Consider the following 23539-nt stretch of genomic DNA (forward strand, 5'->3'; position numbering starts at 1 on the left):
GTCACCATCCGAGGATATAGAACACGACGGCGAACAGCCCGTCGACGACCACGAGCATGACGATGCTGCTGACGACGGCGCGCGTCGTCGATTCGCCGACCGCCGCCGCACCGGCGCCGGTGCGCAGGCCGCGCAGGCAGCCGATCGCGGCGATGAAGAAGCCGAACACGACCGATTTGCCGAGCCCGCCGAAGAAGTCGTCGAAACCGACGATGGCCGTCGCCCGCGCCAGCGAGGTCGCAAACGGAATGTCGAAGCTCGCCATCACCAGCGCCATCCCGGCAAGGCCGATGACCTCGGCGCAGACGGTCAGCATCGGCATGATGATCGCGACGGCCAGCAGTCGCGGGATCACCAGATAGCGGAACGGGTCGAGCCCGAGCGTGACCAGCGCGTTGATCTCCTCGTTGACCTTCATTGTGCCGAGCTCGGCGGCAAAGGCCGCGCCGGTACGGCCGGCGAGCAGGATTGCGGTCATCAGCGGCGCGAGCTCGCGGACCAGCGACAGGCCGACGAGGTCGGCGACGAACAGTTCGGCGCCGAACTGGCGCATCGGCACCGCCGACTGGAACGACAGGATCACGCCGAACAGGAAGGCGACCAGCGCGATGATCGGCAGCGCGTCGGCGCCGGCGTTGCTGGCGACGGCGAAACCGTTGCGCCAGCGGATCTTGCCGCGCGCGGTGAAGATGCGCGCGATGTCGGCGGTGAACACGCCGATGAAGGCCATCGTCAGCCTGAACTCGCTGCTGATTGCCTTGCCGAAGTCGGCAAGCTCGTCGGTGAGGCCGCGTTTTTTCTGCTCGGGTACCACCAGCGCGTCGTCCGGACGCAGGTCGGCCAGCAGGGCCGCGTAGCGTTCGGGCAGGCCGTCGACGCGGGCGCCGCGCCGGATCAGGTCGAACAGCAGCGCGCTGCCGGCGCCGTCGCAGTAATCGACGCCGCTGGCATCGACGATGCAGCCGTCGCTGACGGCGCTGCGCGCCTGCGCCCAGATCGCGGCGGCGCCGGCGGCGTCGAGCCGGCCGCGCAGCCGCAGCTTTCCGGAGTCGACGATCAGCTCGGCGCTCGGCGCGGTGCTCATCGGGCCTCGATGTCGTCGAGGAAGCGGTGCATCACCAGCGCGTCGACAAGGCCGAGCCGGGCGTGCCGGTAGGCCTTGGGCAGGGTGCCGACGACGGTGAAACCGAGTTTGCGCCACAGTGCGGCCGCCGCTTCGTTGGTCGCGACGACGAAGTTGAACTGCATCGCGGCAAACCCGGCGCGCCGGGCTTCGGCCAGGCAATGCCGGCCGAGCGCCATGCCGAGCCCCTGGCCGTGCGCGTGCGGCGAAATCATGAACGAGGCGTTGGCGACGTGATTGCCGAGATCGCGCTGGTTGGCGGTCAGCCTGTACATGCCGGCCACTTCGCCGTCGAGCTCGGCGACCCAGCTGCGGATGCCGGGGCCGAACCAGTAGGCGCGGGCATCGTCACGGGGGGTGTCCGGCGCGAACACGTAGCTGTCGCCGCCGGCGACAACGGCGCGAAAGACCGTCCAGATGGCTTCGAAGTCCTGCTCGGTGGCGGGGCAGATCGTCATGCGGGTTTCCATACAGGGCACGGGGCCCACGCTAACGTTGTAGCCGGTCGGCGAGGATGCGGCTCGATTCGACCAGCCGGTAGGCGAAATCGGCGGCGCTGTCGGCGGCGCCGGCCGGGCGGCGCCAGCGCAGCATCGCGTCGGCCAGTTGCCGGAACGCATGCGCCGACTCGGTGTCCGGAAACGCGTCGAACACCGTCCGGCCGAGCCGGGCGGCACGCGCCAGTTTTTCGTCTTCGGGGACGAAGCCGATCAGCCGCAGTCTGACCCGGTTACCGAGATAGCGCATCGCTACTTGTTGCAGTCGCTCGAAAAGCGCGCCGGCTTCGCGTGCGCCGCCGACGCGGTTGATCAGGATGCGGAACTCGCCGCGCGCGTACTCGGTGGCCATCAGCTTGATCGCCGCGTAGGCGTCGGTCAGCGATTCGGCACGCTCGGAAACGATCAGTACGACATCGTCGGCGGCGAGCGACAGGCTCGGTACGCCGGGCTCGGTCGCCGGGCGGGTGTCGAGTAGCAGCCAGTCGGTGTCGACGCTGACGGCGTCGAATTCGCGCGCCAGCCACGCCGCTTCGGCTTCGTTGAGCCTGGCCAGCACCTGCGGCCGGGCGGCGGCCGGCAGCAACGAAAAGCCGCCCGGCGCCGGGACGATGACGTCGGCGAGCGTGACCTCGCGGCGGATCGCTTCCTCGAAATCGTACGGTGGCGACAGCCGCAGCCGCTGCGTGGCATTGCCGTTGCCGGTGTGCTCGTCGAGCAGCAGCACCGCGCGTTCGCGCTCGGCCAGCGCCGCGGCCAGATGGATCGCTACGGTCGTCGCGCCGGCGCCGCCGCGACCGCCGTTGATGCTGACGCTGCGGCAGGCGGGACGGGCGACCAGCGCCCTGAGCCCGGCGGCCTGGTCGTCCCACAGTCTGCTCATCTCGGACCCCTGCCGCTTATGCGCGCGGCGTCGGCTCGCCGAAGCCGGCGTCGTCGGTGCTGGCCGCCTGCGCGCCCATGTAGACCGGGTATTCGTCGGGCTGCAGCTGGAACGGCCGGCCCGGTTCGGCGCGGAACGCGCGGTCGACCAGGTATTCGACCCGGGCCGGGTGCAGGTCCTCGGGGACGCGCTGGCCGTTGGTGACGAAATGCAGCTTGAGGCGGTGGCGGATCGCGACGTCGAGGCAGCCGCCGAGGCTCATCGTCTCGTCGAGCTTGGTCAGGATCACGCCGGCGAGCTGTTCGTTCTTGTAGCGGCGCGCAACGTCGTCGAGCGTCGCCGGCGCGGCGTTGGCGGCGAGCAGCAGCAGCGTGTGCGCACGCTCGTGCTGGAACAGCCGCAACTGCTCGACGATGCGCAGATCGCGCTGGCCCATGCCGACGGTATCGATCAGCACCAGGTGGCGCGACGCGAGGTCGACGAGCGTCAGTTCGAAATCGGTGTCGTCCTTGACCTCGTGCACCGGCACGCCAAGGATGCGGCCGTAGATGCGCAACTGGTCGGTCGCGCCGATCCGGTAGCTGTCGGTCGTCAGCAGCGCGACCGATTCGGGGCCGTAGGCGAGGGCGCAGCGCGCGGCGAGCTTGGCGACCGTCGTCGTCTTGCCGACGCCGGTCGGGCCGATCAGCGCGTAGACGCCGCCCTGGGCGATCAGGTCGTCGCCGTCGCCGACGGCGGCGATATTGTGGACCAGTGCGGCCTTGAGCCAGCGTGCCCGCAGCTCCGGCGCCATCTGTGCCGGCATCTTGTCGACGAGCTGGCGCGCGAGCGCCGGGCAGAAGCCGGCCGCAAGCAGTTGCCGCAGCGCGTCGAGCTTGTCCGGCGACTGGCGCGACAATTCGCTCCACGCCATCCCGGCGAGCTGGTGCTCCATCAGCCCGCGCAGCTGGCGCATCTCGCGGGCGATGTCGTCGATCGCGCCGTTGACCGGCGCGATGGCCGGCGGCGGCTCCACCGCCTCGTCGTCGCGATAGCGGAACGGGGTGTCGGCCGCGGGTTTGATCTCGGTGGCCGGTGCAACGCTCGGCGTGACGGCCGGCCTGACTGCGGCGGCCGGGGCTTCGGTGCGCGGCGGCCGGTTGCTGCGGACGACCTGCGGTGCAGGCGCCGGTGCCGGTGCCGGTGCGTCGTCGTCTTCGTCGGGAATGGCGTACGAGCGCTCGAGCGCCCTGGCGAGCGGCCGGCCGGGCTGCAGTGCCGGTTCGATGCGTGTCGGTTCGATGCGCGACGGTGCCGACGGGCGGCTGGCGGCGATGGTCTGCGCGCTGGTCAGCGCGGCGACGTCCGAGTCGGCGACGGCCATGATCTCGATGCCGCCGCCGGCCACCTGCCGGTTCGACAGGATGAGCGCGTCCGGGCCGAGTTCGTCGCGAACCTGGCGCAGCGCGTCACGGGTGGTGGCTCCGTAGAATTTCTTGACGACCATTGTCCCAATCGAGCCGGTTAAACCGGGCTATTATCTCCAGCCCGTGAGGATCGCACAAACGGCAGCGGCCGTGGCAGGTCCTTCTTCCCATTCTGCCGACATGCATACGCTCGCCTACCTTCCGCCCGCCGATACCGGCCTGAACCTCGTCCATGCCGATTCGTCGCTGCTCGTCGTCGACAAGCCCGCCGGGTTGCTGACGGTGCCGGGCCGCGGTGACGACAAGGCCGACTGCCTCAGTGCACGGGTGCAGTCGGTGTATCCGGACGCGCTGGTCATCCACCGGCTCGACATGGCGACATCGGGGCTGGTGGTGTTCGGCCGCGGCCTGGACGCACAGCGGCGCCTGGGCAGCGCGTTCGAACACCGGCGCGTCGTCAAGCGCTATGTCGCGGTCGTTCGCGGTCTGGTCGTCGATGACGCGGGCGAGATCGACCTGCCGCTGGCCGCGGACTGGCCCAGCCGGCCGCGGCAGAAGGTCGATTTCGAAGCCGGCAAGCGTGCGCTGACGCGATTCACCGTACTGTCGCGCGAGCCGCTCGCCGACTGCAGCCGCGTGGCGCTCGAACCGCTCACCGGCCGGACGCACCAGTTGCGCGTGCACCTGATGGCGATCGGCCATCCCATCCTCGGCGATACGCTGTACGGCGCGGCCGAACGCGCGCCGCGACTGCTGTTGCATGCGCAGTCGCTGGTCCTGCCGCATCCGGACGACGGCAGGCTGATCGAGTTCGAGTCGCCGGCACCTTTCTGAGCCTGGATTTTCGGAGCGACCAGAGCCCGTTCCAATAGGCGAGCGAGCCAAAGCAGTTTGCCTCCACCCGAAGCACAGGGACCGGAATGGACATGACGTCCATGAGGATCCCGAGCATCGGATGGGGGCAAAATGCGCAGGCGTAGCCGCCTAATGGGATGGGGTCAGGCGCCGCCGAGTACGCCGACGATGCGTATCGTCTTGGTATCGGGGATTTCGGTATGGGCGATCACGCGCAGGTTCGGGATCGAGCGGCGCAGGAAGCGGCTGAGCATCGGCCGCAGCGCGCCCGGCGTGATCAGCACGGTGTTGAGCCCCTGCGCTTCCATCTGCTCGGACAACTGCGACGCCTGCTGCAGCAGGCGCTCGGCCAGGCCCGGTTCGAGCCCGCCGCGGCCGGCACTGGCCGACATCAGGATGTTCTCGAGCTGCGGTTCGAGCGCGACGACCGGCAGCTCGGTCTCGCCCGGGAACAGCTGGTGGATGATCGCGCGGCCGAGCGCAACGCGCACGGCGGCGGTCAGTTCGTCGATGTCCTGCGTCCGGCCGATGTGCTCGCCGAGTGCCTCGAGGATGGTCCGCAGGTCGCGGATGTGCATGCCTTCGTCGAGCAGGCTTTGCAGCACCTTCTGCAGCGTTCCGACCGGGATCAGCTTGGGGACGAGATCCTCGACCAGCTTCGGCGACTCCTTGGCGAAGTGGTCGAGCAGCGACTGCACTTCCTCGCGGCCGAGCAGCTCGGCCGCGTGCCCCTGCAGCAGGTTCGAGATGTGCGTACCGATCACCGTTGCGGTGTCGACGACGGTGTAGCCGAGCGCCTGCGCCTGGTCGCGCAGGCTGGCGTCGATCCACGTCGCCGGCAGGCCGAAGGTCGGATCCTTGGTGGCCGTGCCGGCGAGCGAGCCGGCGACGTTGCCCGGGTTGATCGCCAGCCACTGGCCGACGAAGGCCTCGCCGGTCCCGACGTCGACGCCCTTGAGCTGGATCCGGTACTGGTTGGGCTTGAGCTCGAGGTTGTCGCGGATGTGCACCGCCGGGACCAGGAAGCCGAGCTCCTGGGCGATCTTCTTGCGGATGCCGCGGATGCGCCGCAGCAGCTCGCCGTCCTGGTTGCGGTCGACCAGCGAAATCAGCCGGTAACCGACCTCGAGCCCGACCGGGTCGACCGGCTGGACGTCGCTCCAGCTGACCTCCTGCAAGGGTTGCGGCGCCGCTGCCGCTGCCGCCGGTGCGGCGCCGCCCGGCGCTTCGATCTGCTGCGCCCTTGCCGTGCGCTTTTCCAGCCACCACGCGACGCCGGCGGCAATCGCGGCGATCAGCAGGAAGGCGAAGTGCGGCATGCCGGGGATGATGCCGAGGATGCCGATCACCACCGCGGTGACGTAGAGCACCTGCGGGTTGGCGAACAGCTGGCCGAGCATCTGCTCGGACAGGTCCTGCTCGGTGCCGACGCGCGAGACGACGATGCCGGCGGCGACCGAGATGATCAGCGACGGAATCTGCGCCACCAGGCCGTCGCCGATCGTCAGCAGCGTGTAGGTGCGGCCGGCTTCGGCAAACGGCAGGTCGTGCTGGACCATGCCGATGATCAGCCCGCCGATCAGGTTGATCACCATCACGAGGATGCCGGCGACGGCGTCGCCGCGGACGAACTTGCTCGCGCCGTCCATCGAGCCGAAGAAGTCGGCTTCCTGCGAAATCGCCGAGCGGCGCTTGCGCGCCTCCTCTTCGCCGATCAGCCCGGCATTGAGGTCGGCGTCGATCGCCATCTGCTTGCCGGGCATCGCATCGAGCGTGAAGCGTGCCGACACTTCGGCGATCCGGCCCGCGCCCTTGGTGATGACGACGAAGTTGATGATCGTCAGAATGACGAAGGCGATAATGCCCACGGTCAGGTTGCCGCCGATCAGCACGTGGCCGAAGGCTTCGATCACCTGGCCGGCCGCACCGGCGCCGGTGTGCCCCTCGGTCAGCACCAGCTTGGTCGAGGCGACGTTGAGGCTCAGGCGCAACAGCGTCGTCACCAGCAGCACGGTCGGAAAGGCCGAGAACTCGAGCGGTTCGCGCGTGTACAGGCTCACCATCAGCACGATGATCGAGATCGCGATGTTGAAGGTGAAGAAGAAGTCGAGCGCGAGCGCGGGCAGCGGCAGGATCATCATGCCGAGCACCATGAACACCAGCGCCGGGCCGGCCAGTCGCGTCAGATTAAGATTGCGCACACGCCTTCAGTTTCATTGGTGCCACCGTCACGCGGCGGCTTCGGGGTCGAGGTCTTTCGGGACCGGCAACTGCTCGTTCAGCACCGGTTCGGCGCCGCCGTAACGTTGCCAGTGCCGCAACTGGTAGATATACGCCAGCACTTCGGCGGCAGCAGTATACAACGCGGCCGGGATTTCCTCGCCGAGCTCGGCGTGGTGGTAGAGCGCGCGCGCCAGCGGGGGCGTGCGCACGACGGTCACCTTGTGCTGCCTGCCGAGCTCGATGATGCGCTCGGCCAGCAGGAAGGAGCCTTTGGCGATGACGACCGGCGCGCGCATCGTCTCGGTGTACTGCAGCGCGACCGCATAGTGGGTCGGGTTGGTGACGATGACGTCGGCTTTCGGGATCGCCGACATCATCCGCTTGCGGGCGGCTTCGCGCTGCAGCTGGCGGATGCGCCCCTTCAGTTGCGGGTCGCCTTCGGATTCCTTCATTTCCTGCCGCACTTCCTCCTTGGTCATGCGCAGGTTCTTGTAGTACTCCCAGAGCTGGTAGGGCACGTCGATCAGCACGATCAGCGCCATCGCACCGACAACGGCGAACAGCGTGAACCGCGCCACCCCCCACAGGTAGACGAGACCGTTGTCGGGCGGCATCGCGACGAGCTGGACGAAGTCGGCGCGCTCCTTCCACAGCACCAGTGCGGCAACGCCGCCGATCAGCCCCGACTTGAGGATGGCCTTGACCATCTCGACGAGGCTGCGCACCGACAGCATGCGCTTGATGCCGCTGGCCGGATTCATCCGGCCGAAGTTCGGGCCGAGCGCTTCGGTCGAAAACAGCCAGCCGCCCATCAGCATCGGCGCGAGCATCGCCGCCACCGCGCACGCGGCGAACACCGGCAGGCAGGCCCAGAGCATCGCCTCGCAGGCCTTGATGAAGTGCAGGTGCATCTGCATCGGGTCGGCGAGCACCGCGCGGGTGAAACTGAATTCGGTGCGCATCACCTGCTTGAGCGCATTCAGCAGCGCCGGGCCGGTCATCGCGATCGCGACCATCCCGGTCAGCAGCACGCTGAACGATGCCAGCTCCTGCGAGCGGGGAATCTGTCCCTTCTTGCGCGCATCCTCTAGCCGTTTGGGCGAGGGCGGTTCGGTGCGTTCGAGGTCGGAATCTTCTGCCATGGTGCGCTACGTTACCGTGTTGCGCCCGTGCACGGCCAGCGGCCGGTGCGAGCGGTCGGCGCCGCTTGCATCCGTCGCTGGCATCGCTTTTGCTTTTAAGTCCGTTCCTGCTGTCTGTTCGAGCGTACCCATGGCAACTCCAGTCACCAATCTGTCTTCCTCCACCGGCGCCGTGGCGACCAAGGCCGCGTCGTCGCGCGATCCCGGCCAGCGGGAGGATTTCGGCAGCGCACTGGCGCGCGAGGTGGCCGCACGCCAGCCGGCGCAGACCACGGAGAGCAAGGACGCGTCGACGGCGCAGCAGGATGCCCGCGACGACGCGCCCGAACCCGGCGATGCCGCCACGCCATGGCTGGCCTTGCTGCAGTCGATGGCGCAGGTCGTCGCACAGCCGCTGCCGCAGGAAGAAGAAGTTGCCGGCGCGACGCTGCAGGACACGCCGGTCGACCCGCTGGCTGCGGCCGTGACGCCGGCGCTGATGCCGCAGGTCGCCACCGCAACGGTTCAGGATGGCGCCGATGCACCGGCTGCCGCTGCCGTGCAGGCCGCCGCGCCGCTGGCAACCGAGACGGACGAAGTTGCCGCCCACGGCAAACCGTTGCCGGCCGGACTTGCCGCCGTCGAGACCGGCGAGAACGGCGAGACGGTCGATCCGGCACAGTTTGCCGCCGCCCGCAGCGAGACCGCATTCCGCCCCGCCGCCGAGCCGGTGGCAGCGCCGGTGAAACCGGCGCCGACCCACCACGTGTCGACGCCCGTTGGCGAATCGCGCTGGGGCGACGCGGTCGCGCAGCGTGTGGCAATGATGATCGGTCGCCAGGAGCAGAAGCTCGAGATGCAGCTCAACCCGCCGAACCTCGGGCCGATGGACGTGCAGCTGACGCTGGCGCACGACCAGGCCAGCGTCGTCTTCGCCAGCCAGCACGCCGCGGTGCGCGAGGCACTGGCCGCCGCGACGCCGCGGCTGACCGCGCTGCTTGCCGACCAGGGCATCCAGCTCGTCAACGTTCAGGTCGCCAGCGATTCGCTCAACCAGCACGCGCAGCAGCAGGCGCAGTCGGACCCGGGCCCGTCGCAGCAGCGTAGTCCCGGCGGGACAAGCGCAGCCGAGCCGGCCGAATTGCGCGTCGATCTCGGTACCCGCCGCCTGCCGGTCAGCGGCGGCGGCTTGAGCTTCTACGCCTGAATGGCCCGCGCTGAGAGTGGTGCAAGGGCTTGTTTATAATTAGTTATTAATCTTTGCTATAATCGCCGCGCTCAACGACCAGGCCCCGCCCGGGGCCGCTTTGACGCGATCATCATCGCGCTGACAGGGTGGATTCATGGCCGAAGCTCAGCCGAAAGGCAACAAGAAGCTCATTATCATCATCGCCGCCGTGCTGGCGGTGGTTCTGCTTGCTGCGGCCGGTGCCGCCGCGTTCCTGCTGACGCGCTCGGCGGATGCCGGCGACGAGGTTGCCACGGCGCAGGAAACCGGCAAGAAGAAGGCCGGCAAGGACGCCGATCACCCGCCCATCTTCGAAAAGCTGCAACAGTTCACCGTCAATTTGAACTCGCCCGACGAAGATGCCATGCTGCAAACCGACATCGTCGTCGAATTGGCCGACGCCAAGAGCCAGGAGCGGATCAAGGCGCAGATGCCCAAGATCCAGAGCCAGGTGAACCAGCTCCTGCGCAGCAAGTCGCCGCAGGACGTGCGCGCAGTCGACGGCATGACCAAACTCGGCGGCGAAGTCCGTGCGCTGATCAACCGGACGCTCGGCGCCGAGGGCGACGAAGAAGGCGTGCTGTCGGTCAACTTCACGACCTTCATCGTCCAGTGATGACGTCTTTGCGAGCCGACGGACGCTGAATACATGGCAGACGATATCCTTTCCCAGGAAGAGGTCGACGCGCTGCTGCGCGGCGTGACCGGGGAAGAAGACGAGTCCGACGAGTCCGGTGACGCCTCTGCGGTACGCACCTACGACATCGGCCGCCAGGAGCGCATCGTCCGCGGCCGGATGCCGACGCTCGAGATCATCAACGAGCGCTTTGCCCGCAACCTGCGGATCGCACTGTTCAACTTCATGCGCCGCAATGCCGAGATCAGCGTCGGCGCGGTCCGGGTGCAGAAGTACAGCGAGTTCATCCGCAACCTCGTCGTGCCGACCAACCTCAACCTGATCCAGATGAAGCCGTTGCGCGGCACCGGCCTGTTCATCTTCGATCCGGATTTCGTCTTCCTCGTCGTCGACAACCTGTTCGGGTCGGACGGCCGCTATCATGTGCGTGTCGAGGGGCGGGACTTCACGCCGACCGAGCAGCGGATCATCCAGCGCCTGCTCGACGTGGTGTTCGAGGAATACCAGAAAGCGTGGAAGCCGGTGTTCGAGTGCGAGTTCGGCTACCTGCGCTCGGAAATGAACACGCAGTTCGCCAATATCGCGACGCCGACCGAGGTCGTCGTTGCCTACACGTTCCGGATCGAGCTCGGCGCCAGCGGCGGCGATTTCCACGTCTGCCTGCCGTACTCGATGATCGAGCCGATCCGCGACATGCTCTACAGCACGATGCAGGCCGACCGGATCGAATCGGACAACCGCTGGCTGAAACTGCTGCAAAGCCAGGTGCAGAATGCCGAGGTCGACCTGATCGCGACGCTCGGCAATGCGGACATCACGCTTGGCGACATCCTCAACCTCAAGGCCGGCGACGTGATCTCGCTGGAGATCCCGCAGGCGATCGTCGCCGAGGTCGACGGCGTGCCGGTGCTCGAATGCAAGTATGGTATTCTCAACGGCCAGTATGCGTTGAAGGTCAACCGGGTGCTCGGCACTCCTGACGGCGCGCAGGATGAAGCAGGTCAGGGAGAACAGCATGGCTGACGAGAACACAGACAACAGCCAGGCCGACGAGGTGATGGACGACTGGGCCGCGGCAATGGCCGAACAGGCGCAGAGCGAGGCTGCCGAAACCGAGGCCGTGCAGGCGTCGGTGCAGGCTGCCGACATTTTCGAGCGCTTCGACACCGCGCCGTCTGCCGGTGCCGGTCGCGGCAATATCGACATGATCCTCGATATTCCGGTGACGCTGACGGTCGAACTCGGCCGGACCAAGATCGCGATCCGCAGCCTGCTGCAACTGGCACAGGGTTCGGTCGTCGAGCTCGACGGGCTCGCCGGCGAGCCGATGGACGTGCTCGTCAACGGCTGCCTGATCGCGCAGGGCGAGGTCGTCGTCGTCAACGACAAGTTCGGTATCCGCCTCACCGACATCATCACGCCGGCCGAACGCATTCGCCGGTTGCACAAGTAGAATCCATGCGTTTTTCCCCGTTTGCGCTGGCCGCGCTGCCCGGCCTTGCGTCGGCGCAGGCGTCGGTGCCGGCCGTCGCCAGCCCCGGCATCGGCCAGTTCGTCCAGGTGCTGGCGATGCTGGCGCTGGTGCTGGCACTGATCGTCGGTGCAGCCTGGCTGATGCGGCGTTTCTCGCTGCTGCCCGGCCAGGCCGGAGGCCGGCTGCGCGTCGTCTCGGGCGTGATGGTCGGGCCAAAGGAGCGCGTCGTCATCGTCGAGCACGGCGAGACCTGGCTGCTGCTGGGCGTGACCGCACAGTCGGTCAACCTGCTGCACACCGAGCCGCGCCCGGCCGATGCACCGGACGCGCAGCAGGCGCCGTTGCCGCCGTTTGCCGAGAAGCTCGCCGCGTTGATGAAGAAGGGCAAGGCGTGAGGCGCTGGCTGCTGGCGTTGGCGCTGCTGTCCGCCACCGGTGCCGCGATCGCCGCCGAGCCCGGCCTGCCGTTCATGAGCGCGACCCAGGGCGCCGGCGGCACCGCCTACAGCCTGTCGCTGCAGACCCTGCTGTTCCTGACCGCACTGACCTTCCTGCCGGCGATGCTGCTGATGATGACGGCGTTCACGCGCATCGTCATCGTGCTGTCCTTGCTGCGCCAGGCGCTCGGTACGACGATGGCGCCGCCGAACCAGGTCATCATCGGCATGTCGCTGTTCCTGACGCTGTTCGTGATGGCGCCGACCTTCGACAAGATCTACGCGCAGGCCTACCAGCCGTACTCGGAGCAGAAGATCGGCTTCAACGAGATGCTCGACAAGGGCAGCGTGCCGCTGAAGGATTTCATGCTCAAGCAGACGCGGCAGAAGGATCTGGCGTTCTTTATCGAAGTCTCCGGCATGAAGAAGCCCAACGGCCCCGAGGATGTCAGCCTGCGCGTGCTGGTGCCGGCCTATGTGACCAGCGAGCTCAAGACCGCGTTCCAGATCGGCTTTCTGGTGTTCATTCCCTTCCTGATCATCGACCTGGTCATCGCCAGCCTGCTGATGGCGATGGGGATGATGATGGTGTCGCCGGTGATCATCTCGCTGCCGTTCAAGCTGATGCTGTTCGTGCTGGTCGACGGCTGGACCCTGCTGATGGGGTCGCTGGTACAGAGCTTCTACCTGGGGTAGCGGCGAAATGGATCGTGAGCGGGGCCTGAGATGACGCCGGAAGCCGTAGTCACCGTGATGCAGAAGGCAATGGAGATGATGGTGCTGCTGGGCGGGCCGCTGTTGCTGGCGATGCTTGCGACCGGTCTGGTCGTCAGCATCTTCCAGGCGGCGACGCAGATCAACGAGGCGACGCTGTCGTTTATCCCGAAGCTGCTCATCGCCTTCATTGTCTTCGTGCTCGCCGGGCCGTGGATGATCGAAACGGCGATGGATTACACGGTGCGGCTGTACCAGAGCATTCCGCAGCTGATCGGTTGATGTTCACCGTCACGCAGGCGCAGATCGAGCTCTGGCTGGCGCTGTTCTGGTGGCCGTTCTGCCGCTTTTTCGGCCTGCTGATCGCCGATCCGATCTTCTCCAACAAGGTGGTGCCGGTGCGGCTGCGCATCGGGCTGGCGATTGCGCTGTCCATCCTGGTTGCGCCGATGCTGAGTCCGCCGGCCGGCGTCAACGCCGTGTCGCCCGCGGGCATCCTGATTGCCGTCAACCAGCTCGTGATCGGCGTGATGCTGGGTTTCGCGGTCCGGCTGATGTTCAACGCCGTGGACATGGCGGGGCAGCTGATCGGCCTGCAGATGGGTCTCGGCTTCGCCAGCTTCTACGATCCGCACAGCGCCGCCAACGTCCCCATCGTCGCGCAGTTCATCAACATGATGCTGCTGCTGGTTTTCCTGGCGCTCAACGGTCACCTGATCGTGCTGCGCATTCTGGTCGAGAGCTTCACGCTGCTGCCGATCGACGCCGCGCCGCTCGGCGCCGGCGGCTTCCGGCTGCTGGTCGAGCAGGGGGCGTCGATTTTCCGTCTCGGCCTGATGCTGGCACTGCCGGTGGTCGGCGTGCTGCTGATCACCAACCTGGCGATCGGCATCATGACCCGCGCCGCGCCGCAGCTGAACGTGTTCGCGATCGGCTTTCCGCTGCTGCTGGCGATCGGCGTCGCCGCGATGTACCTGAGCCTGCCGTACATGCTGCCGCATATCGAGGCGATGCTGGCGACGCTGACCCGCTTCGCCACGCAGATGTTCGCCGCGCTGCGCCCGGCGTAGCGATCCGGCCGATGCCCGCAGCCATGCCGCATGGCCCGCGTTCCGGCCGCTGAGGGCGCCAGCCGCGAGGCGTCGCCGGCGCATCGGCCGCGCCAAACCGCTCATGGCGGCATGAATTCCCGACTGGTTTACTCGGTTATTGGCCGCCGGTATAATGGCTGCGCTTTCAATTAAATACCGGTTGTCCGGCCGACAACCGCTGGAGTGATACCCCGATGAACGCCCCGCAGTCCATTCCCGACGTGCAAAGCACCCCCGACCTGCGCAATATCGCGATCAACAAGGTCGGGATCAAGTCGATCCGCCATCCGGTCCGCGTCGCCGACCGCAGCGAGGGCGTGCAGCATACGGTGGCGACATTCGACATGTACGTGTTCCTGCCGCAGCATTTCAAGGGCACGCACATGAGCCGCTTCGTCGAGATCCTCAACGGCCACGAACGCGAGATCTCGGTCGATTCGTTTGAGACCATCCTGCGGCAGATGTGCGAGCGGCTCGAAGCCGAAGCCGGTTATCTGGAAATGCGTTTCCCGTACTTCATCAACAAGACCGCGCCGGTGTCGGGCGTCGAGAGCCTGCTCGACTACGACGTGGCGCTGATCGGCGAGTTGAAGAACGGCGTGTTTACCCAGCAGCTCAAGGTGCTGGTGCCGGTGACCAGCCTGTGCCCGTGCTCGAAGAAGATCTCGCAGTACGGTGCGCACAACCAGCGCAGCCATGTGACGATCACCGCCACGCTGGGCGAGCACGTGTGGATCGAGGAACTGGTGCAGATCGTCGAGGCCGAGGCATCGTGCGAGCTCTACGGCCTCTTGAAGCGCCCGGACGAGAAGTTCGTCACCGAACGCGCGTACGAGAACCCGAAGTTTGTCGAGGACATGGTCCGCGATGTCGCGGCGCGGCTGAACGCCGATGCGCGCGTCGTCGCCTATACGGTCGAGTCGGAGAATTTCGAGTCGATCCACAACCACTCGGCGTACGCGCTGATCGAGCACGACAAGCGCGGCTGAGCGCGATCGGGCGAATCAAACGGGGCCGTCGGCCCCGTTTTGCATGGGGGGCTGCGCGGGCGCCTGCACGCGGGCGACCGGCGTGACCGCCGCATTGCCGTTGCTGTCGACAATGCGCGCCGCCAGCGTGTAGCTGCGGCCGTCGGCCGGCAGCGCCAGTCTGATCCGTGCCGACAGCGTGCCGCTGCGCCCGAGCAGCGGACTCGGGCCGCCGGGGACGACCAGCGGGGCGGCGTCGCCAAGCCAGGACAGCGCGACCACCGGATACTGCGATTGCACCGACAGGTTCACGCTGGTCGCCGTATCGCCCGACAGGCTGGCACTGAAGGCCGGTTCCGCTTCGCTGCGGCCCTGCCATGCGATGACGCCGTTGCGGTCGACGAAATCGTCGCGCCGGCGCGTCAGGCTGTTCGCTGGCGCGTCGTTGCGCAACTGCCTGGCCAGCGGCACGCCGAAGCGGTAGCTGAGCGTTGCCTGCACCTGCCAGTCGCGCTCGTCATCATCGTCGCGCCGGTAGCTGGCGCCGACGCTGAACAGCGGGACCGGCGTGTAGTGCAGCGACGCGGTGACGGCCGAGGGGTTGTCGCGTGCGTCGTCGTTGCCGGCCATCGTGATGGCGTCGCCGCGATAGCGCTCGAACTTCAGGCTGCCGCCGAGCTGCGGGTAACCGGGCAGGTAGGCGCGCGCATCCAGATCGAAGCCCGGTGCGGCGCGTTCGCTGCGGTCAGCGTCGTCCTGCCCGACCGGCACATAGGCATTGACGGCGAGGCTGACAAAGTCGCTGCTGATGCTGTTGCCGATACCCAGCCGTGTCGCGTCGCCGCCCTGGTCGACAAAGGCGCTGTAGCCGAGCAGCCAGTCGCCGTGCTGCTCGCGCTGGACGACACCGAGATTGGTCACGGTCCGCTCGTGGTCGCTGTGGACGCCGAGCTGGGTGAAGCGGCTGCGCGGCCCGGACTCGTCGATCGGCAACAGTAGGTCGGCACCGGCGCTGGCGAGCCGGCCGTCGTCGCCGAGGCTGGTGTCGATCCGTGCCTTGCCATAGCGGTCGAGCAGGGACTCGAGCCGGCTCGACGTCCGGTCGAGCAGGGTGGAGCGCCAGCCGTACTCGCCGGCCGACAGCGATTGCTCGGTGAGTGTCGCCAGCGCCTTTTCGCCATCGCCGCGGCTGATGCCGCTGCCGATGTCGGGCAGCGCAGCGGTGCCGCTGGCGTCGGTGCGGAACGGGGCGTCGCTCGCGCCGGCCTGCGTACAGGCCAGCAGCAGGACGGCCAGCAGGGTGGAACGGTTCATCGTCCCCGATTCTGACAAAACCGCCGGGGCCGGTCCGTGACTAATTTGCGAGCGGCAGGTGGGACGACGCCCGCGCTGGCGTATCATCCGGGCTCTCAACGAGGACCGGACCGTGTATATCCTGCTGATCGGCTATCTCTATGTCGTGGTGATGTTCGCCGCCGCCAGCGGCAGCGTCGCCAAGGCGATCGTGTGGATTGGGCTGCTCGGCGTGTTGCCGACCTGGCTGCTGATCTGGCTCAAGCGCCGGGGCCAGATCGTCCGCGAACGCAAGGCCGAGGAGGCAGCCCGCGAAACGGGCGATGAATGAGCAACGCCGCCCGAGGGCGGCGTTGCTCAGTCCTGCAGCCAGATCAGGCTGGCCATCCGCCCGGTCGTCCGGTCGCGCCGGTACGAGTACCAGCGGGTCGCATCGGACACCGTGCACAGGCCGCCGCCGTAGACCCGGCTGACACCGGCCGCGGCAAGCCGCTGCCTTGCCAGTAGTTCGATGTCAGCCCAGTACTTGCCGTCGCGCCGGCCGGGCCGGAACGCGGCGGCGGCGTTCGCGTCGCGGGCGATAAAGGCATCGCGGACGTCGGTGCCGACCTCGAACGCATCGCGGCCGATGGTCGGGCCGAGCCACGCCATCAGCGTGTCACCCGGCACCTGCATCGCCGCAACCGTCGCTTCGAGCACCCCGGCGCACAGCCCGCGCCAGCCGGCGTGGGCGGCACCGACAACGGTGCCCTGGTCGTTGCACAGCAGCACCGGCAGGCAGTCGGCGGTCATGATCGCGCAAACGGTGCCGGGGCCGTGGGCGACGCTGGCGTCGGCGGCCGGATCGGGCTGGGGGACGCCGGCGTCGAGCACCGTCGTGCCGTGGACCTGCGTCAGCCACAGCGGCGTCGCCGGCAGCGCTGCGGCGAGTGCGGCGCGGTTGGCGGCAACCGCCGCCGGATCGTCGCCGACATGGTCGCCGAGGTTGAAGCCGTCATACGGCGCGGCGCTGACGCCGCCGGCCCGCGTCGTCTGCAGCGCACGCACGCGCGCCGGCGCCGGCCAGTCGGGGATCAGGCCGTGCTCGAGCGGGCCGCGCTCAGTCGCGGACATAGACCAGCTCGACGTCGTGATCGTCATCGTCATCCCAGTCATCGTCGTCGGCATCGTCCGAGCCGGCCTCGACGCGCAGCGCCGCCAGCAGCCCTTCGAAATCCGCCGGCAGCGGCGACTTCCACGTCATCGTCTTGCCGCTGGCCGGGTGGACCAGGCTGAGCTTCTTCGCGTGCAGCGCCTGCCGGCCGAAATCCTCGAGTGCCAGCATGATTTCGGGCGCGAACAGCCTGGGGCGGCCGCCGTAGACCGGGTCGGCGGCGAGCGGATGGCCGATGTGCGCCATGTGCACGCGGATCTGGTGGGTGCGGCCGGTTTCCAGCTTGCACTCGACCAGCGTGTGCGCCGAAAAGCGCTCGAGCACGCGGTAGTGGGTGACCGCCGGCTTGCCGGTGCCGACGACGGCCATCCTGGTCCGCTCGCGCGGGTGACGACCGATCGGTGCATCGACGCGGCCGTCGCGCTTGACGAGGCCCTGGGCGATCGCGAAGTAGTGGCGGCTCACCGTCCGCGCCTGCAACTGCTGGACCAGTGAGGTCTGCGCCTGCAGCGTGCGGGCGACGACCATCAGGCCGCTGGTGTCCTTGTCGAGGCGGTGGACGATGCCGGCGCGCGGCACGCCCTTGAGCTCGGGATAGTGGTGCAGCAGGCCGTTCAGCAGCGTGCCGGACCAGTTGCCGCTGCCCGGATGGACGACGAGGCCGGCCGGCTTGTTGATGACGATGATCGTATCGTCCTCATGGATCACGTCGAGCGCGATGTCCTCGGGCTGGAAGGCGACCTCGTCCGGACTGGCCTGGATGTCGACGGCGATGGCCTCGCCGCCCCAGAGCTTGTGCTTCGGGCTGGCGGGCTGGCCGTCGACGGTGACAAGACCGTCCTTGATCCAGCTCGCAAGCCGGCTGCGCGAGTAATCGGGCAGCAGTTGCGCCAGCGCGGCATCGAGGCGCGATCCGGCGACGTCGGCCGGTGCGGTCAGGACACGCGACTCGCTTATGTCGCTATAATCGTCGGGTTCTAAATCAGGATGCATCATGGGCAAGATTCTACCGCGATTCCTCGCGTGCGCTTCGGTCGCCGTATTGCTGGTCGGCTGCGCGTCGACGCAAGTGGACGACGACGAAACCAAGGGCTGGTCCGCCGAGCAGTTGTACAGCGCCGCCAAGGCCGAGCAGGCCGATCGCAACTTCGAGAAGTCGACCAAGCTCCTGGAGACGCTCGAGGCACGCTACCCGTACGGCCGCTACGCGCAGCAGGCGCAGCTCGAGGAAGCGTACAACCATTACAAGGCGCAGGAACCGCTGCTCGCACAGGCGGCGATCGACCGCTTCGTCAAGAGCAACCCGGTGCATCCGAGCATGGATTACGCGCTCTACCTCAAGGGGCTGGTGAGCTTCAACGAGGTGCAGGGTTTCCTGTCGGCGGTATCCAAGCAGGACATGTCCGAGCGCGACCCGAAGGCGGCGAAGGAATCGTTCGATACCTTCAAGACGCTGATCCAGCGCTTCCCCGACAGCAAGTATGCGGCCGATTCGCAGGTACGCATGGGCTATCTGCTTGGCGCGCTGGCGAGTTACGAGCTGCACGTCGCGCGCTATTACTACAAGCGCGGCGCCTACCTGGCTGCGGCGAACCGCGGCAAGTACCTGATCGAGACGTACTCGAACACCAAGCAGGTCGAGGGCGGGCTGGCGATGATGGTGATGAGCTATGACAAGCTCGGCCTGAACGATCTGCGCGACGACGCCAAGCGCGTACTGCTGAAGAACTATCCGAATACGCAGGCATTGAACCCGGGCTTCTTCGAAGACCCGTCGTGGTGGACGCCGTTCTGATCGAATGACGGGTTCTGTCGAAAAATATTTCAAAAAGGGCTTTACAACGACAGAACCCGTTTATATACTGTGCATCTCTTTTGGGGGGGTATAGCTCAGTTGGGAGAGCGCTTGCATGGCATGCAAGAGGTCATCGGTTCGATCCCGTTTACCTCCACCAGTTTTGAGAAATCGGCCGCTTGGGCGGCCGATTTGAATTTCTAGCAGTACGAAGCAAAGTTAATACGACGTCCCCATCGTCTAGAGGCCTAGGACACCACCCTTTCACGGTGACTACCGGGGTTCGAATCCCCGTGGGGACGCCAAAAGAGCAGTAAAGTTGAAGTTACAGTGCACCCGTAGCTCAGTTGGATAGAGTATCTGGCTACGAACCAGAGGGTCGGGCGTTCGAATCGCTCCGGGTGCACCACTTCTTCGACCGCAGTCCCCATCGTCTAGAGGCCTAGGACACCACCCTTTCACGGTGACTACCGGGGTTCGAATCCCCGTGGGGACGCCAATACATAAAACGGTCCGACAGTGATGTCGGGCCGTTTTTTTTCGTCCGTCGGTCTGCGGCCGGATTCAGGCTCTCGCGGCATCGGCAATCAGTCTGGTGATCTCGATCGGGCTCGAGACCAGCGACGCATGGCTGGCCGGCAGCGAGATCGTCGTTGCCGCCATCCGTTGGGCCATCCGGTGCTGTGCCTCGGGCGGGATCATGCGGTCGTCGTCCGAGACCTGATACCACGCCGGGATCGTCTTCCAGGCCGGCGTGCTTACGGTGTCCTCGAAACAGCGGCCGGCGATCGGTTTCTGCACCGCCGCCATCAGACGCGCGTCGGCCTCGCTGCAGTCCTGCGCAAAGCTCTCGCGGAACAGGCTGCGATCTATCCACAACAGGCCGTTGTCCTGCGGCCGGATGCTTTGTGCGCCCGGCGGTGCGGCTTGCTGCGCGAAGATGCTGCCCAGGCTTTCGCCGGCGTCGGGCGCGAAGGCCGCGACGTAGACCAGCGCCTTGACGTTGGCCGTGGCGGCCTCGGTGATCACGGCGCCGCCGTAGGAATGGCCGACGAGCACGGTCGGCCTGTCGTCCATCGCCAGCAGGTTGCGCACCACGGCGACATCGTCGGCGAGCGCGCTCAGCGGCAGTTGCGCCGCGACGACGTCGAGGCCCTGCTCGTCGAGCAGCGGGATCACCCGGCTCCAGTTCGAGCCATCCGCCCAAGCACCGTGGACGAGTACAACCCGGGTAGCTGCCATTTTCATGCTCCTGCCGATGGTGGTGGAAACTGTCCCAGCCTAGCCGGATCCGGTTTGCGCGCGCGGTGATTCCGCCCGTTTGCCGGATGCGCGGCGCGGCCTACCGGCCTGCGCGCGCCGCGCTTTTGCGCTAAGTTGCAGTACGATCATTTGCGGTGCCGCGCCATGCCCAGCGTGCCCGTCCTTCCTCCCTGCGATCTGCTCGTCGTCGGCGGCGGCATCAACGGTGCCGGCATTGCCCGCGATGCGGCCGGGCGCGGGCTGCGCGTGGTGCTGTGCGAACAGGACGACCTGGCGCAGCACACGTCGTCGGCGAGCACCAAGCTGATCCACGGTGGCCTCCGCTACCTCGAGCACCGCGAGTTTGGCCTCGTGCGCAAGGCGCTGCAGGAGCGGGAACTGCTGCTGCGGCTCGCGCCGCACATCATCCGGCCGCTGCGTTTCGTCGTACCGCACGATGCGGCGCAAAGGCCGGCCTGGCTGATCCGGGCCGGGCTCTTCCTCTACGACCATCTGGCGCGGCGACGGCTGCTGCCGGCATCCGGGGCGATCCGGCTGGCCGGGCATCCGGCCGGCGCGGTGCTGAAGCCGGGATTCCGCCGTGCCTTCGTCTATTCGGACGGCTGGGTCGACGATGCGCGGCTGGTGGTGCTGAATGCGCTCGATGCCTTCGAGCACGGTGCGCGGATCATGACGCGAACCCGCTGCTGCGATCTCGAACGCGGCCCCGACGGCTGGCTGGCGACGCTGCAGCTCGCCGGTGGCGGCCAGGCCCGGCTGCATGCGCGCGTGCTCGTCAACGCGACCGGCCCGTGGGCGGCGGGCTTTGCGCGGCTGGCGGCCGCGCCATCGGTGGTCGGGCCGCGGCTGGCGGCCGCGCCATTGGTGGCCGGGTCGCGGCTGGCGGCCACGCCATCGGCGATCGGGCTGCGGCTGGCCACGACCGCGCCGGAAGCTGGCGGATTGCGTCTGGTCAAGGGCAGTCATATCGTCGTTCGCCGGCTGTTCGACCATCCGTACGCCTATCTCTTCCAGAATCCCGACGGCCGCATCGTGTTCGCGATGCCGTTCCAGCGCGATTTCACGCTGATCGGCACGACCGACGTCGACTACGACGGCGACCCGGCGCTGGTGGCGATAGACGGTGACGAGGAGCGCTATCTGTGCGAGATGGCCAGCCGCTACTTCGCCCGGCCGGTGACGCCGGACGACATCGTCTGGCGCTTTTCCGGCGTCCGGGCGCTGCTCGACGACGGCGAAGCCGCGGCGGCGCTGTCGCGCGACTACCGGCTTGCGTACGACGCGGGCCCCGGCAGGGCGCCGCTGCTCAACGTCTGGGGCGGCAAGATCACCACCTACCGCCGGCTGGCCGAAGAGGCGCTGGCGATGCTGCTGCCGCGGTTCGACAACGCCGGGCCGGCGTGGACGGCAACCCGGCCGCTGCCCGGCGGCGATCTCGGCCTGCCGGCGGTGCTTGCCGACGTGCCGGATTTCGAGGCGTTTCTCGAGTGCTTCCGCCAGCGTCACCGCTGGCTGCCCGATGCGCTGTCCGAACGCTATTGCCGGCTGTACGGCAGCCGGGCCGACCGGATGATCGGCGCCGCGCGGTCGATGGCGGCGCTCGGTCGCGAGCTGGTACCCGGCCTGTACGAGGCGGAGGCGCGCTACCTGGTCGAGCACGAATGGGCGGCCAGCGCCGACGACATCCTCTGGCGGCGGACCAAGCTCGGCCTGCACTGTCTGCGGGGCGACGCCGAGCGGCTCGATGCCTGGCTGCGCGCGCGGCGGCAGCAGCCTGCCGCCGAGGTGCAGCGCGGTTGAGCGCTGGCGCCGGCGTGCCGGAAGGGGGTAAGTTCGCGGCTTGCGGAGCACGGGTGCTCCGAGCCACACGAGGGCCTCACATGCCGTATCTGATGGCGCTGGACCAGGGGACGTCGAGTTCGCGCGCGGTGATCTTCAACGAGCGCGGCGAGATCGTCGCCAGCGCGCAGCGCGAGTTTCCCCAGTATTTTCCGCAGCCGGGCTGGGTTGAGCACAATCCGCAGGACATCTGGCAGAGCCAGTTGCAGACCTGCCGCGAGGCGCTGGCGAAGGCCGGCATTGCCGCCGGCGAACTCGCCGCGCTCGGCATCACCAACCAGCGCGAAACCACGCTGGTCTGGGACCGGCGGACCGGCGAGCCGGTGTCCAACGCCATCGTCTGGCAGGACCGTCGGACCGAGACGCTGTGCGATGCATTGCGCGACGCCGGCCTTGATGACATGGTCAGGGCGAGGACCGGCCTGGTCATCGACCCGTATTTTTCGGCCACCAAGCTGCGCTGGATCCTCGATCAGGTGCCGGGGGCGCGGCAGCGCGCCGAGGAGGGCGAGCTGGCGTTCGGCACCGTCGACAGCTGGCTGGTGTGGAAGCTGACCGGTGGCCGGCTGCATGTCACCGACGTCACCAATGCGTCGCGGACGATGCTGTTCGACATCCATGCCCGGCGCTGGGACGACGCGCTACTCGCCGCGTTCGACATTCCGCGCGCGCTGCTGGCCGAGGTCGGACCGTCGAGCCATGTCTACGGCCGCTGCGAGCCGGAGTGGTTCGGCGCGCCGGTGGCCATTGCCGGCATCGCCGGCGACCAGCAGGCTGCACTGTTCGGCCAGGCCTGCTTTACGCGCGGCCAGGCAAAGAACACCTACGGCACCGGCTGCTTCATGCTGATGCACACCGGCGATACGGTCGCGACGTCGCAGAACGGGCTGATCAGCACCGCCGCGTGCGGCGCCACGCCGCAGTACGCACTCGAAGGCAGCGTCTTCATCGGCGGCGCGGTCGTCCAGTGGCTGCGCGACGGACTCAAGGCGATCTCGAGCTCATCCGATATCGAGGATCTGGCATTCTCGGTGCCCGATTCGGGCGGTGTGGTGTTCGTGCCGTCGTTCACCGGCCTTGGTGCGCCGTACTGGGTGCCGGGGGCGCAGGGGGCGATCGTCGGACTCAGCCGCGGCACCACGGTGGCCCATGTCGCGCGCGCGGCGCTTGAATCGATCGCTTTCCAGAGCACGTCGGTGCTTGCGGCGATGCAGCGCGACGCGGTGTCGCCAATCACCGAGCTGCGCGTCGACGGCGGCGCGGCGGCGAACAATCTGCTGCTGCAGTTCCAGGCCGACCTGCTCGGCATTCCGGTGGTGAGGCCGACGGTGATCGAGTCGACGGCGCTGGGGGCCGCTTGTCTGGCCGGGCTGGCGACCGGGCTGTTCGCCAGCGCTGCCGAGCTGGAAGCGCAGCGGCAGATCGACCGGGTCTTCATGCCCGCCGTCAGCCGCGACGAGGCGGCGCAGCGGATGGCGCAGTGGGAAGTCGCGGTCGAGCAGGCGACGCTGCCGGCCAGGCGCGCGGCCCGGGGCTGAGG

Annotated in this window: 25 protein-coding genes and 4 tRNA genes; 18 read left to right on the forward strand and 11 right to left on the reverse strand. The window is 67.7% G+C overall.

Features of this window, described 5'->3' with window-relative positions; genetic code table 11:
- Position 1: 1 nt before the first annotated feature.
- The 4 genes from BJP62_RS15300 to flhF are packed head-to-tail and all read right to left on the reverse strand — an operon-like array spanning position 2 to position 3989.
- A complete protein-coding gene (locus tag BJP62_RS15300; protein ID WP_070530987.1) occupies positions 2–1084 on the reverse strand; it encodes an ABC transporter permease in 1083 nt (360 codons plus the stop codon).
- Positions 1081–1581 (reverse strand): GNAT family N-acetyltransferase, encoded by a 501-nt coding sequence (locus tag BJP62_RS15305; protein WP_145927228.1) that lies wholly within the window; start codon positions 1579–1581, stop codon positions 1081–1083. The genes BJP62_RS15300 and BJP62_RS15305 overlap by 4 nt, the downstream gene beginning before the upstream one ends.
- 31 nt (positions 1582–1612) lie before the next feature.
- The gene (locus BJP62_RS15310; RefSeq protein WP_070530991.1) at positions 1613–2503 is read right to left on the reverse strand and encodes an AAA family ATPase; all 891 of its coding nucleotides are present in this window, start codon (positions 2501–2503) and stop codon (positions 1613–1615) included.
- Positions 2504–2519: 16 nt separating this feature from the next.
- Complete coding sequence (flhF, locus tag BJP62_RS15315; protein ID WP_070530992.1) at positions 2520–3989, reverse strand: flagellar biosynthesis protein FlhF; 1470 nt, start codon at positions 3987–3989, stop codon at positions 2520–2522.
- A 100-nt stretch (positions 3990–4089) separates the two neighbouring features.
- On the opposite strand from flhF, the gene BJP62_RS15320 reads away from it, so the two are divergent.
- Positions 4090–4743, forward strand: a complete 654-nt coding sequence (locus BJP62_RS15320; protein WP_070530994.1) for an RluA family pseudouridine synthase — start codon at positions 4090–4092, stop codon at positions 4741–4743.
- 164 nt (positions 4744–4907) lie between these two features.
- Here BJP62_RS15320 and flhA read toward each other — a convergent pair whose 3' ends face one another.
- From flhA to BJP62_RS19190, 3 genes are all read right to left on the reverse strand, one after another.
- The gene (gene flhA, locus BJP62_RS15325) at positions 4908–6917 is read right to left on the reverse strand and encodes a flagellar biosynthesis protein FlhA (protein WP_083301063.1); all 2010 of its coding nucleotides are present in this window, start codon (positions 6915–6917) and stop codon (positions 4908–4910) included.
- 75 nt (positions 6918–6992) lie between these two features.
- Positions 6993–8129, reverse strand: a complete 1137-nt coding sequence (gene flhB / locus BJP62_RS15330) for a flagellar biosynthesis protein FlhB (RefSeq protein ID WP_070530998.1) — start codon at positions 8127–8129, stop codon at positions 6993–6995.
- Positions 8130–8135: 6 nt separating this feature from the next.
- Positions 8136–8261, reverse strand: a complete 126-nt coding sequence (locus BJP62_RS19190; protein WP_257785846.1) for a hypothetical protein — start codon at positions 8259–8261, stop codon at positions 8136–8138.
- On the opposite strand from BJP62_RS19190, the gene BJP62_RS15335 reads away from it, so the two are divergent.
- From BJP62_RS15335 to folE2, 9 genes are all read left to right on the forward strand, one after another.
- Positions 8260–9315 (forward strand): flagellar hook-length control protein FliK, encoded by a 1056-nt coding sequence (locus BJP62_RS15335; RefSeq protein ID WP_168163845.1) that lies wholly within the window; start codon positions 8260–8262, stop codon positions 9313–9315. The genes BJP62_RS19190 and BJP62_RS15335 overlap by 2 nt on opposite strands.
- Positions 9316–9451: 136 nt before the next feature.
- Complete coding sequence (gene fliL / locus BJP62_RS15340; protein WP_070531002.1) at positions 9452–9952, forward strand: flagellar basal body-associated protein FliL; 501 nt, start codon at positions 9452–9454, stop codon at positions 9950–9952.
- A 33-nt stretch (positions 9953–9985) separates the two neighbouring features.
- Positions 9986–10996, forward strand: coding sequence for a flagellar motor switch protein FliM (gene fliM / locus BJP62_RS15345; RefSeq protein ID WP_070531004.1), 1011 nt, complete (start codon positions 9986–9988; stop codon positions 10994–10996).
- Positions 10989–11426 (forward strand): flagellar motor switch protein FliN, encoded by a 438-nt coding sequence (fliN, locus tag BJP62_RS15350; RefSeq protein ID WP_070531006.1) that lies wholly within the window; start codon positions 10989–10991, stop codon positions 11424–11426. Before fliM ends, fliN begins: the two co-directional genes overlap by 8 nt.
- Positions 11427–11431: 5 nt before the next feature.
- On the forward strand, positions 11432–11842 hold the full coding sequence (gene fliO / locus BJP62_RS15355) for a flagellar biosynthetic protein FliO (RefSeq protein WP_070531010.1): 411 nt from the start codon (positions 11432–11434) through the stop codon (positions 11840–11842).
- On the forward strand, positions 11839–12579 hold the full coding sequence (gene fliP, locus BJP62_RS15360; protein WP_070531011.1) for a flagellar type III secretion system pore protein FliP: 741 nt from the start codon (positions 11839–11841) through the stop codon (positions 12577–12579). Before fliO ends, fliP begins: the two co-directional genes overlap by 4 nt.
- 30 nt (positions 12580–12609) lie before the next feature.
- On the forward strand, positions 12610–12879 hold the full coding sequence (fliQ, locus tag BJP62_RS15365) for a flagellar biosynthesis protein FliQ (protein WP_070531013.1): 270 nt from the start codon (positions 12610–12612) through the stop codon (positions 12877–12879).
- On the forward strand, positions 12879–13667 hold the full coding sequence (gene fliR, locus BJP62_RS15370; protein ID WP_070531014.1) for a flagellar biosynthetic protein FliR: 789 nt from the start codon (positions 12879–12881) through the stop codon (positions 13665–13667). The genes fliQ and fliR overlap by 1 nt, the downstream gene beginning before the upstream one ends.
- A 215-nt stretch (positions 13668–13882) precedes the next feature.
- On the forward strand, positions 13883–14677 hold the full coding sequence (gene folE2 / locus BJP62_RS15375) for a GTP cyclohydrolase FolE2 (RefSeq protein WP_070531016.1): 795 nt from the start codon (positions 13883–13885) through the stop codon (positions 14675–14677).
- Between the two features lie 15 nt (positions 14678–14692).
- On the opposite strand, the gene BJP62_RS15380 is transcribed toward folE2, so the two are convergent.
- Complete coding sequence (locus tag BJP62_RS15380) at positions 14693–15970, reverse strand: inverse autotransporter beta domain-containing protein (RefSeq protein ID WP_070531018.1); 1278 nt, start codon at positions 15968–15970, stop codon at positions 14693–14695.
- 112 nt (positions 15971–16082) lie between these two features.
- On the opposite strand from BJP62_RS15380, the gene BJP62_RS15385 reads away from it, so the two are divergent.
- The gene (locus tag BJP62_RS15385; protein ID WP_070531019.1) at positions 16083–16280 is read left to right on the forward strand and encodes a hypothetical protein; all 198 of its coding nucleotides are present in this window, start codon (positions 16083–16085) and stop codon (positions 16278–16280) included.
- A gap of 26 nt (positions 16281–16306) precedes the next feature.
- Here the strand turns inward: BJP62_RS15385 and pgeF are convergent, their stop codons facing one another.
- Both pgeF and rluD read right to left on the reverse strand, forming a co-directional pair.
- The gene (pgeF, locus tag BJP62_RS15390) at positions 16307–17083 is read right to left on the reverse strand and encodes a peptidoglycan editing factor PgeF (RefSeq protein ID WP_258577562.1); all 777 of its coding nucleotides are present in this window, start codon (positions 17081–17083) and stop codon (positions 16307–16309) included.
- Entirely contained in the window at positions 17049–18098 is a 1050-nt protein-coding gene (rluD, locus tag BJP62_RS15395) for a 23S rRNA pseudouridine(1911/1915/1917) synthase RluD (protein WP_070531023.1), read from the reverse strand. The genes pgeF and rluD overlap by 35 nt, the downstream gene beginning before the upstream one ends.
- On the opposite strand from rluD, the gene BJP62_RS15400 reads away from it, so the two are divergent.
- The 5 genes from BJP62_RS15400 (at position 18097) to BJP62_RS15420 (ending at position 19396) form a co-directional block, all read left to right on the forward strand.
- Positions 18097–18897 (forward strand): outer membrane protein assembly factor BamD, encoded by an 801-nt coding sequence (locus tag BJP62_RS15400; protein ID WP_083300956.1) that lies wholly within the window; start codon positions 18097–18099, stop codon positions 18895–18897. The genes rluD and BJP62_RS15400 overlap by 2 nt on opposite strands.
- An 84-nt stretch (positions 18898–18981) precedes the next feature.
- Positions 18982–19057 (forward strand) — tRNA-Ala (locus BJP62_RS15405).
- Between the two features lie 69 nt (positions 19058–19126).
- Positions 19127–19202 (forward strand) — tRNA-Glu (locus tag BJP62_RS15410).
- Between the two features lie 27 nt (positions 19203–19229).
- Positions 19230–19306: transfer RNA gene (locus tag BJP62_RS15415), tRNA-Arg, on the forward strand.
- Between the two features lie 14 nt (positions 19307–19320).
- Positions 19321–19396, forward strand: a tRNA-Glu gene (locus tag BJP62_RS15420).
- 65 nt (positions 19397–19461) lie between these two features.
- Here the strand turns inward: BJP62_RS15420 and BJP62_RS15425 are convergent.
- Positions 19462–20139, reverse strand: coding sequence for an alpha/beta hydrolase (locus tag BJP62_RS15425; RefSeq protein ID WP_070531024.1), 678 nt, complete (start codon positions 20137–20139; stop codon positions 19462–19464).
- A gap of 165 nt (positions 20140–20304) precedes the next feature.
- Between BJP62_RS15425 and glpD the strand changes: the two genes are divergently transcribed.
- Positions 20305–21960 carry a glycerol-3-phosphate dehydrogenase gene (glpD, locus tag BJP62_RS15430; RefSeq protein ID WP_070531026.1) on the forward strand — a complete coding sequence of 552 codons (1656 nt, stop codon included), beginning with the start codon at positions 20305–20307 and terminating at the stop codon, positions 21958–21960.
- 80 nt (positions 21961–22040) lie between these two features.
- Positions 22041–23537 carry a glycerol kinase GlpK gene (glpK, locus tag BJP62_RS15435; RefSeq protein WP_070531028.1) on the forward strand — a complete coding sequence of 499 codons (1497 nt, stop codon included), beginning with the start codon at positions 22041–22043 and terminating at the stop codon, positions 23535–23537.
- Positions 23538–23539: the final 2 nt, after the last annotated feature.

The sequence above is a fragment of the Jeongeupia sp. USM3 genome, from assembly GCF_001808185.1.
GTDB lineage: Bacteria > Pseudomonadota > Gammaproteobacteria > Burkholderiales > Chitinibacteraceae > Jeongeupia.

What these genes read in the sequence shown, in the direction of transcription:
- flhA (WP_083301063.1), bottom strand. Translation starts at nt 6,917, where the DNA reads ATGGTGCTCGGCATGATGATCCTGCCGCTGCCCGCGCTCGCGCTCGAC.
- glpK (WP_070531028.1), top strand. Translation starts at nt 22,041, where the DNA reads ATGCCGTATCTGATGGCGCTGGACCAGGGGACGTCGAGTTCGCGCGCG.
- fliM (WP_070531004.1), top strand. Translation starts at nt 9,986, where the DNA reads ATGGCAGACGATATCCTTTCCCAGGAAGAGGTCGACGCGCTGCTGCGC.
- fliL (WP_070531002.1), top strand. Translation starts at nt 9,452, where the DNA reads ATGGCCGAAGCTCAGCCGAAAGGCAACAAGAAGCTCATTATCATCATC.
- BJP62_RS15300 (WP_070530987.1), bottom strand. Translation starts at nt 1,084, where the DNA reads ATGAGCACCGCGCCGAGCGCCGAGCTGATCGTCGACTCCGGAAAGCTG.
- BJP62_RS19190 (WP_257785846.1), bottom strand. Translation starts at nt 8,261, where the DNA reads ATGGGTACGCTCGAACAGACAGCAGGAACGGACTTAAAAGCAAAAGCG.
- BJP62_RS15305 (WP_145927228.1), bottom strand. Translation starts at nt 1,581, where the DNA reads ATGACGATCTGCCCCGCCACCGAGCAGGACTTCGAAGCCATCTGGACG.
- flhB (WP_070530998.1), bottom strand. Translation starts at nt 8,129, where the DNA reads ATGGCAGAAGATTCCGACCTCGAACGCACCGAACCGCCCTCGCCCAAA.
- BJP62_RS15380 (WP_070531018.1), bottom strand. Translation starts at nt 15,970, where the DNA reads ATGAACCGTTCCACCCTGCTGGCCGTCCTGCTGCTGGCCTGTACGCAG.
- BJP62_RS15310 (WP_070530991.1), bottom strand. Translation starts at nt 2,503, where the DNA reads ATGAGCAGACTGTGGGACGACCAGGCCGCCGGGCTCAGGGCGCTGGTC.
- fliR (WP_070531014.1), top strand. Translation starts at nt 12,879, where the DNA reads ATGTTCACCGTCACGCAGGCGCAGATCGAGCTCTGGCTGGCGCTGTTC.
- fliO (WP_070531010.1), top strand. Translation starts at nt 11,432, where the DNA reads ATGCGTTTTTCCCCGTTTGCGCTGGCCGCGCTGCCCGGCCTTGCGTCG.
- rluD (WP_070531023.1), bottom strand. Translation starts at nt 18,098, where the DNA reads ATGATGCATCCTGATTTAGAACCCGACGATTATAGCGACATAAGCGAG.
- flhF (WP_070530992.1), bottom strand. Translation starts at nt 3,989, where the DNA reads ATGGTCGTCAAGAAATTCTACGGAGCCACCACCCGTGACGCGCTGCGC.
- BJP62_RS15400 (WP_083300956.1), top strand. Translation starts at nt 18,097, where the DNA reads ATGGGCAAGATTCTACCGCGATTCCTCGCGTGCGCTTCGGTCGCCGTA.
- BJP62_RS15320 (WP_070530994.1), top strand. Translation starts at nt 4,090, where the DNA reads ATGCATACGCTCGCCTACCTTCCGCCCGCCGATACCGGCCTGAACCTC.
- BJP62_RS15335 (WP_168163845.1), top strand. Translation starts at nt 8,260, where the DNA reads ATGGCAACTCCAGTCACCAATCTGTCTTCCTCCACCGGCGCCGTGGCG.
- fliN (WP_070531006.1), top strand. Translation starts at nt 10,989, where the DNA reads ATGGCTGACGAGAACACAGACAACAGCCAGGCCGACGAGGTGATGGAC.
- fliQ (WP_070531013.1), top strand. Translation starts at nt 12,610, where the DNA reads ATGACGCCGGAAGCCGTAGTCACCGTGATGCAGAAGGCAATGGAGATG.
- glpD (WP_070531026.1), top strand. Translation starts at nt 20,305, where the DNA reads ATGCCCAGCGTGCCCGTCCTTCCTCCCTGCGATCTGCTCGTCGTCGGC.
- folE2 (WP_070531016.1), top strand. Translation starts at nt 13,883, where the DNA reads ATGAACGCCCCGCAGTCCATTCCCGACGTGCAAAGCACCCCCGACCTG.
- BJP62_RS15425 (WP_070531024.1), bottom strand. Translation starts at nt 20,139, where the DNA reads ATGGCAGCTACCCGGGTTGTACTCGTCCACGGTGCTTGGGCGGATGGC.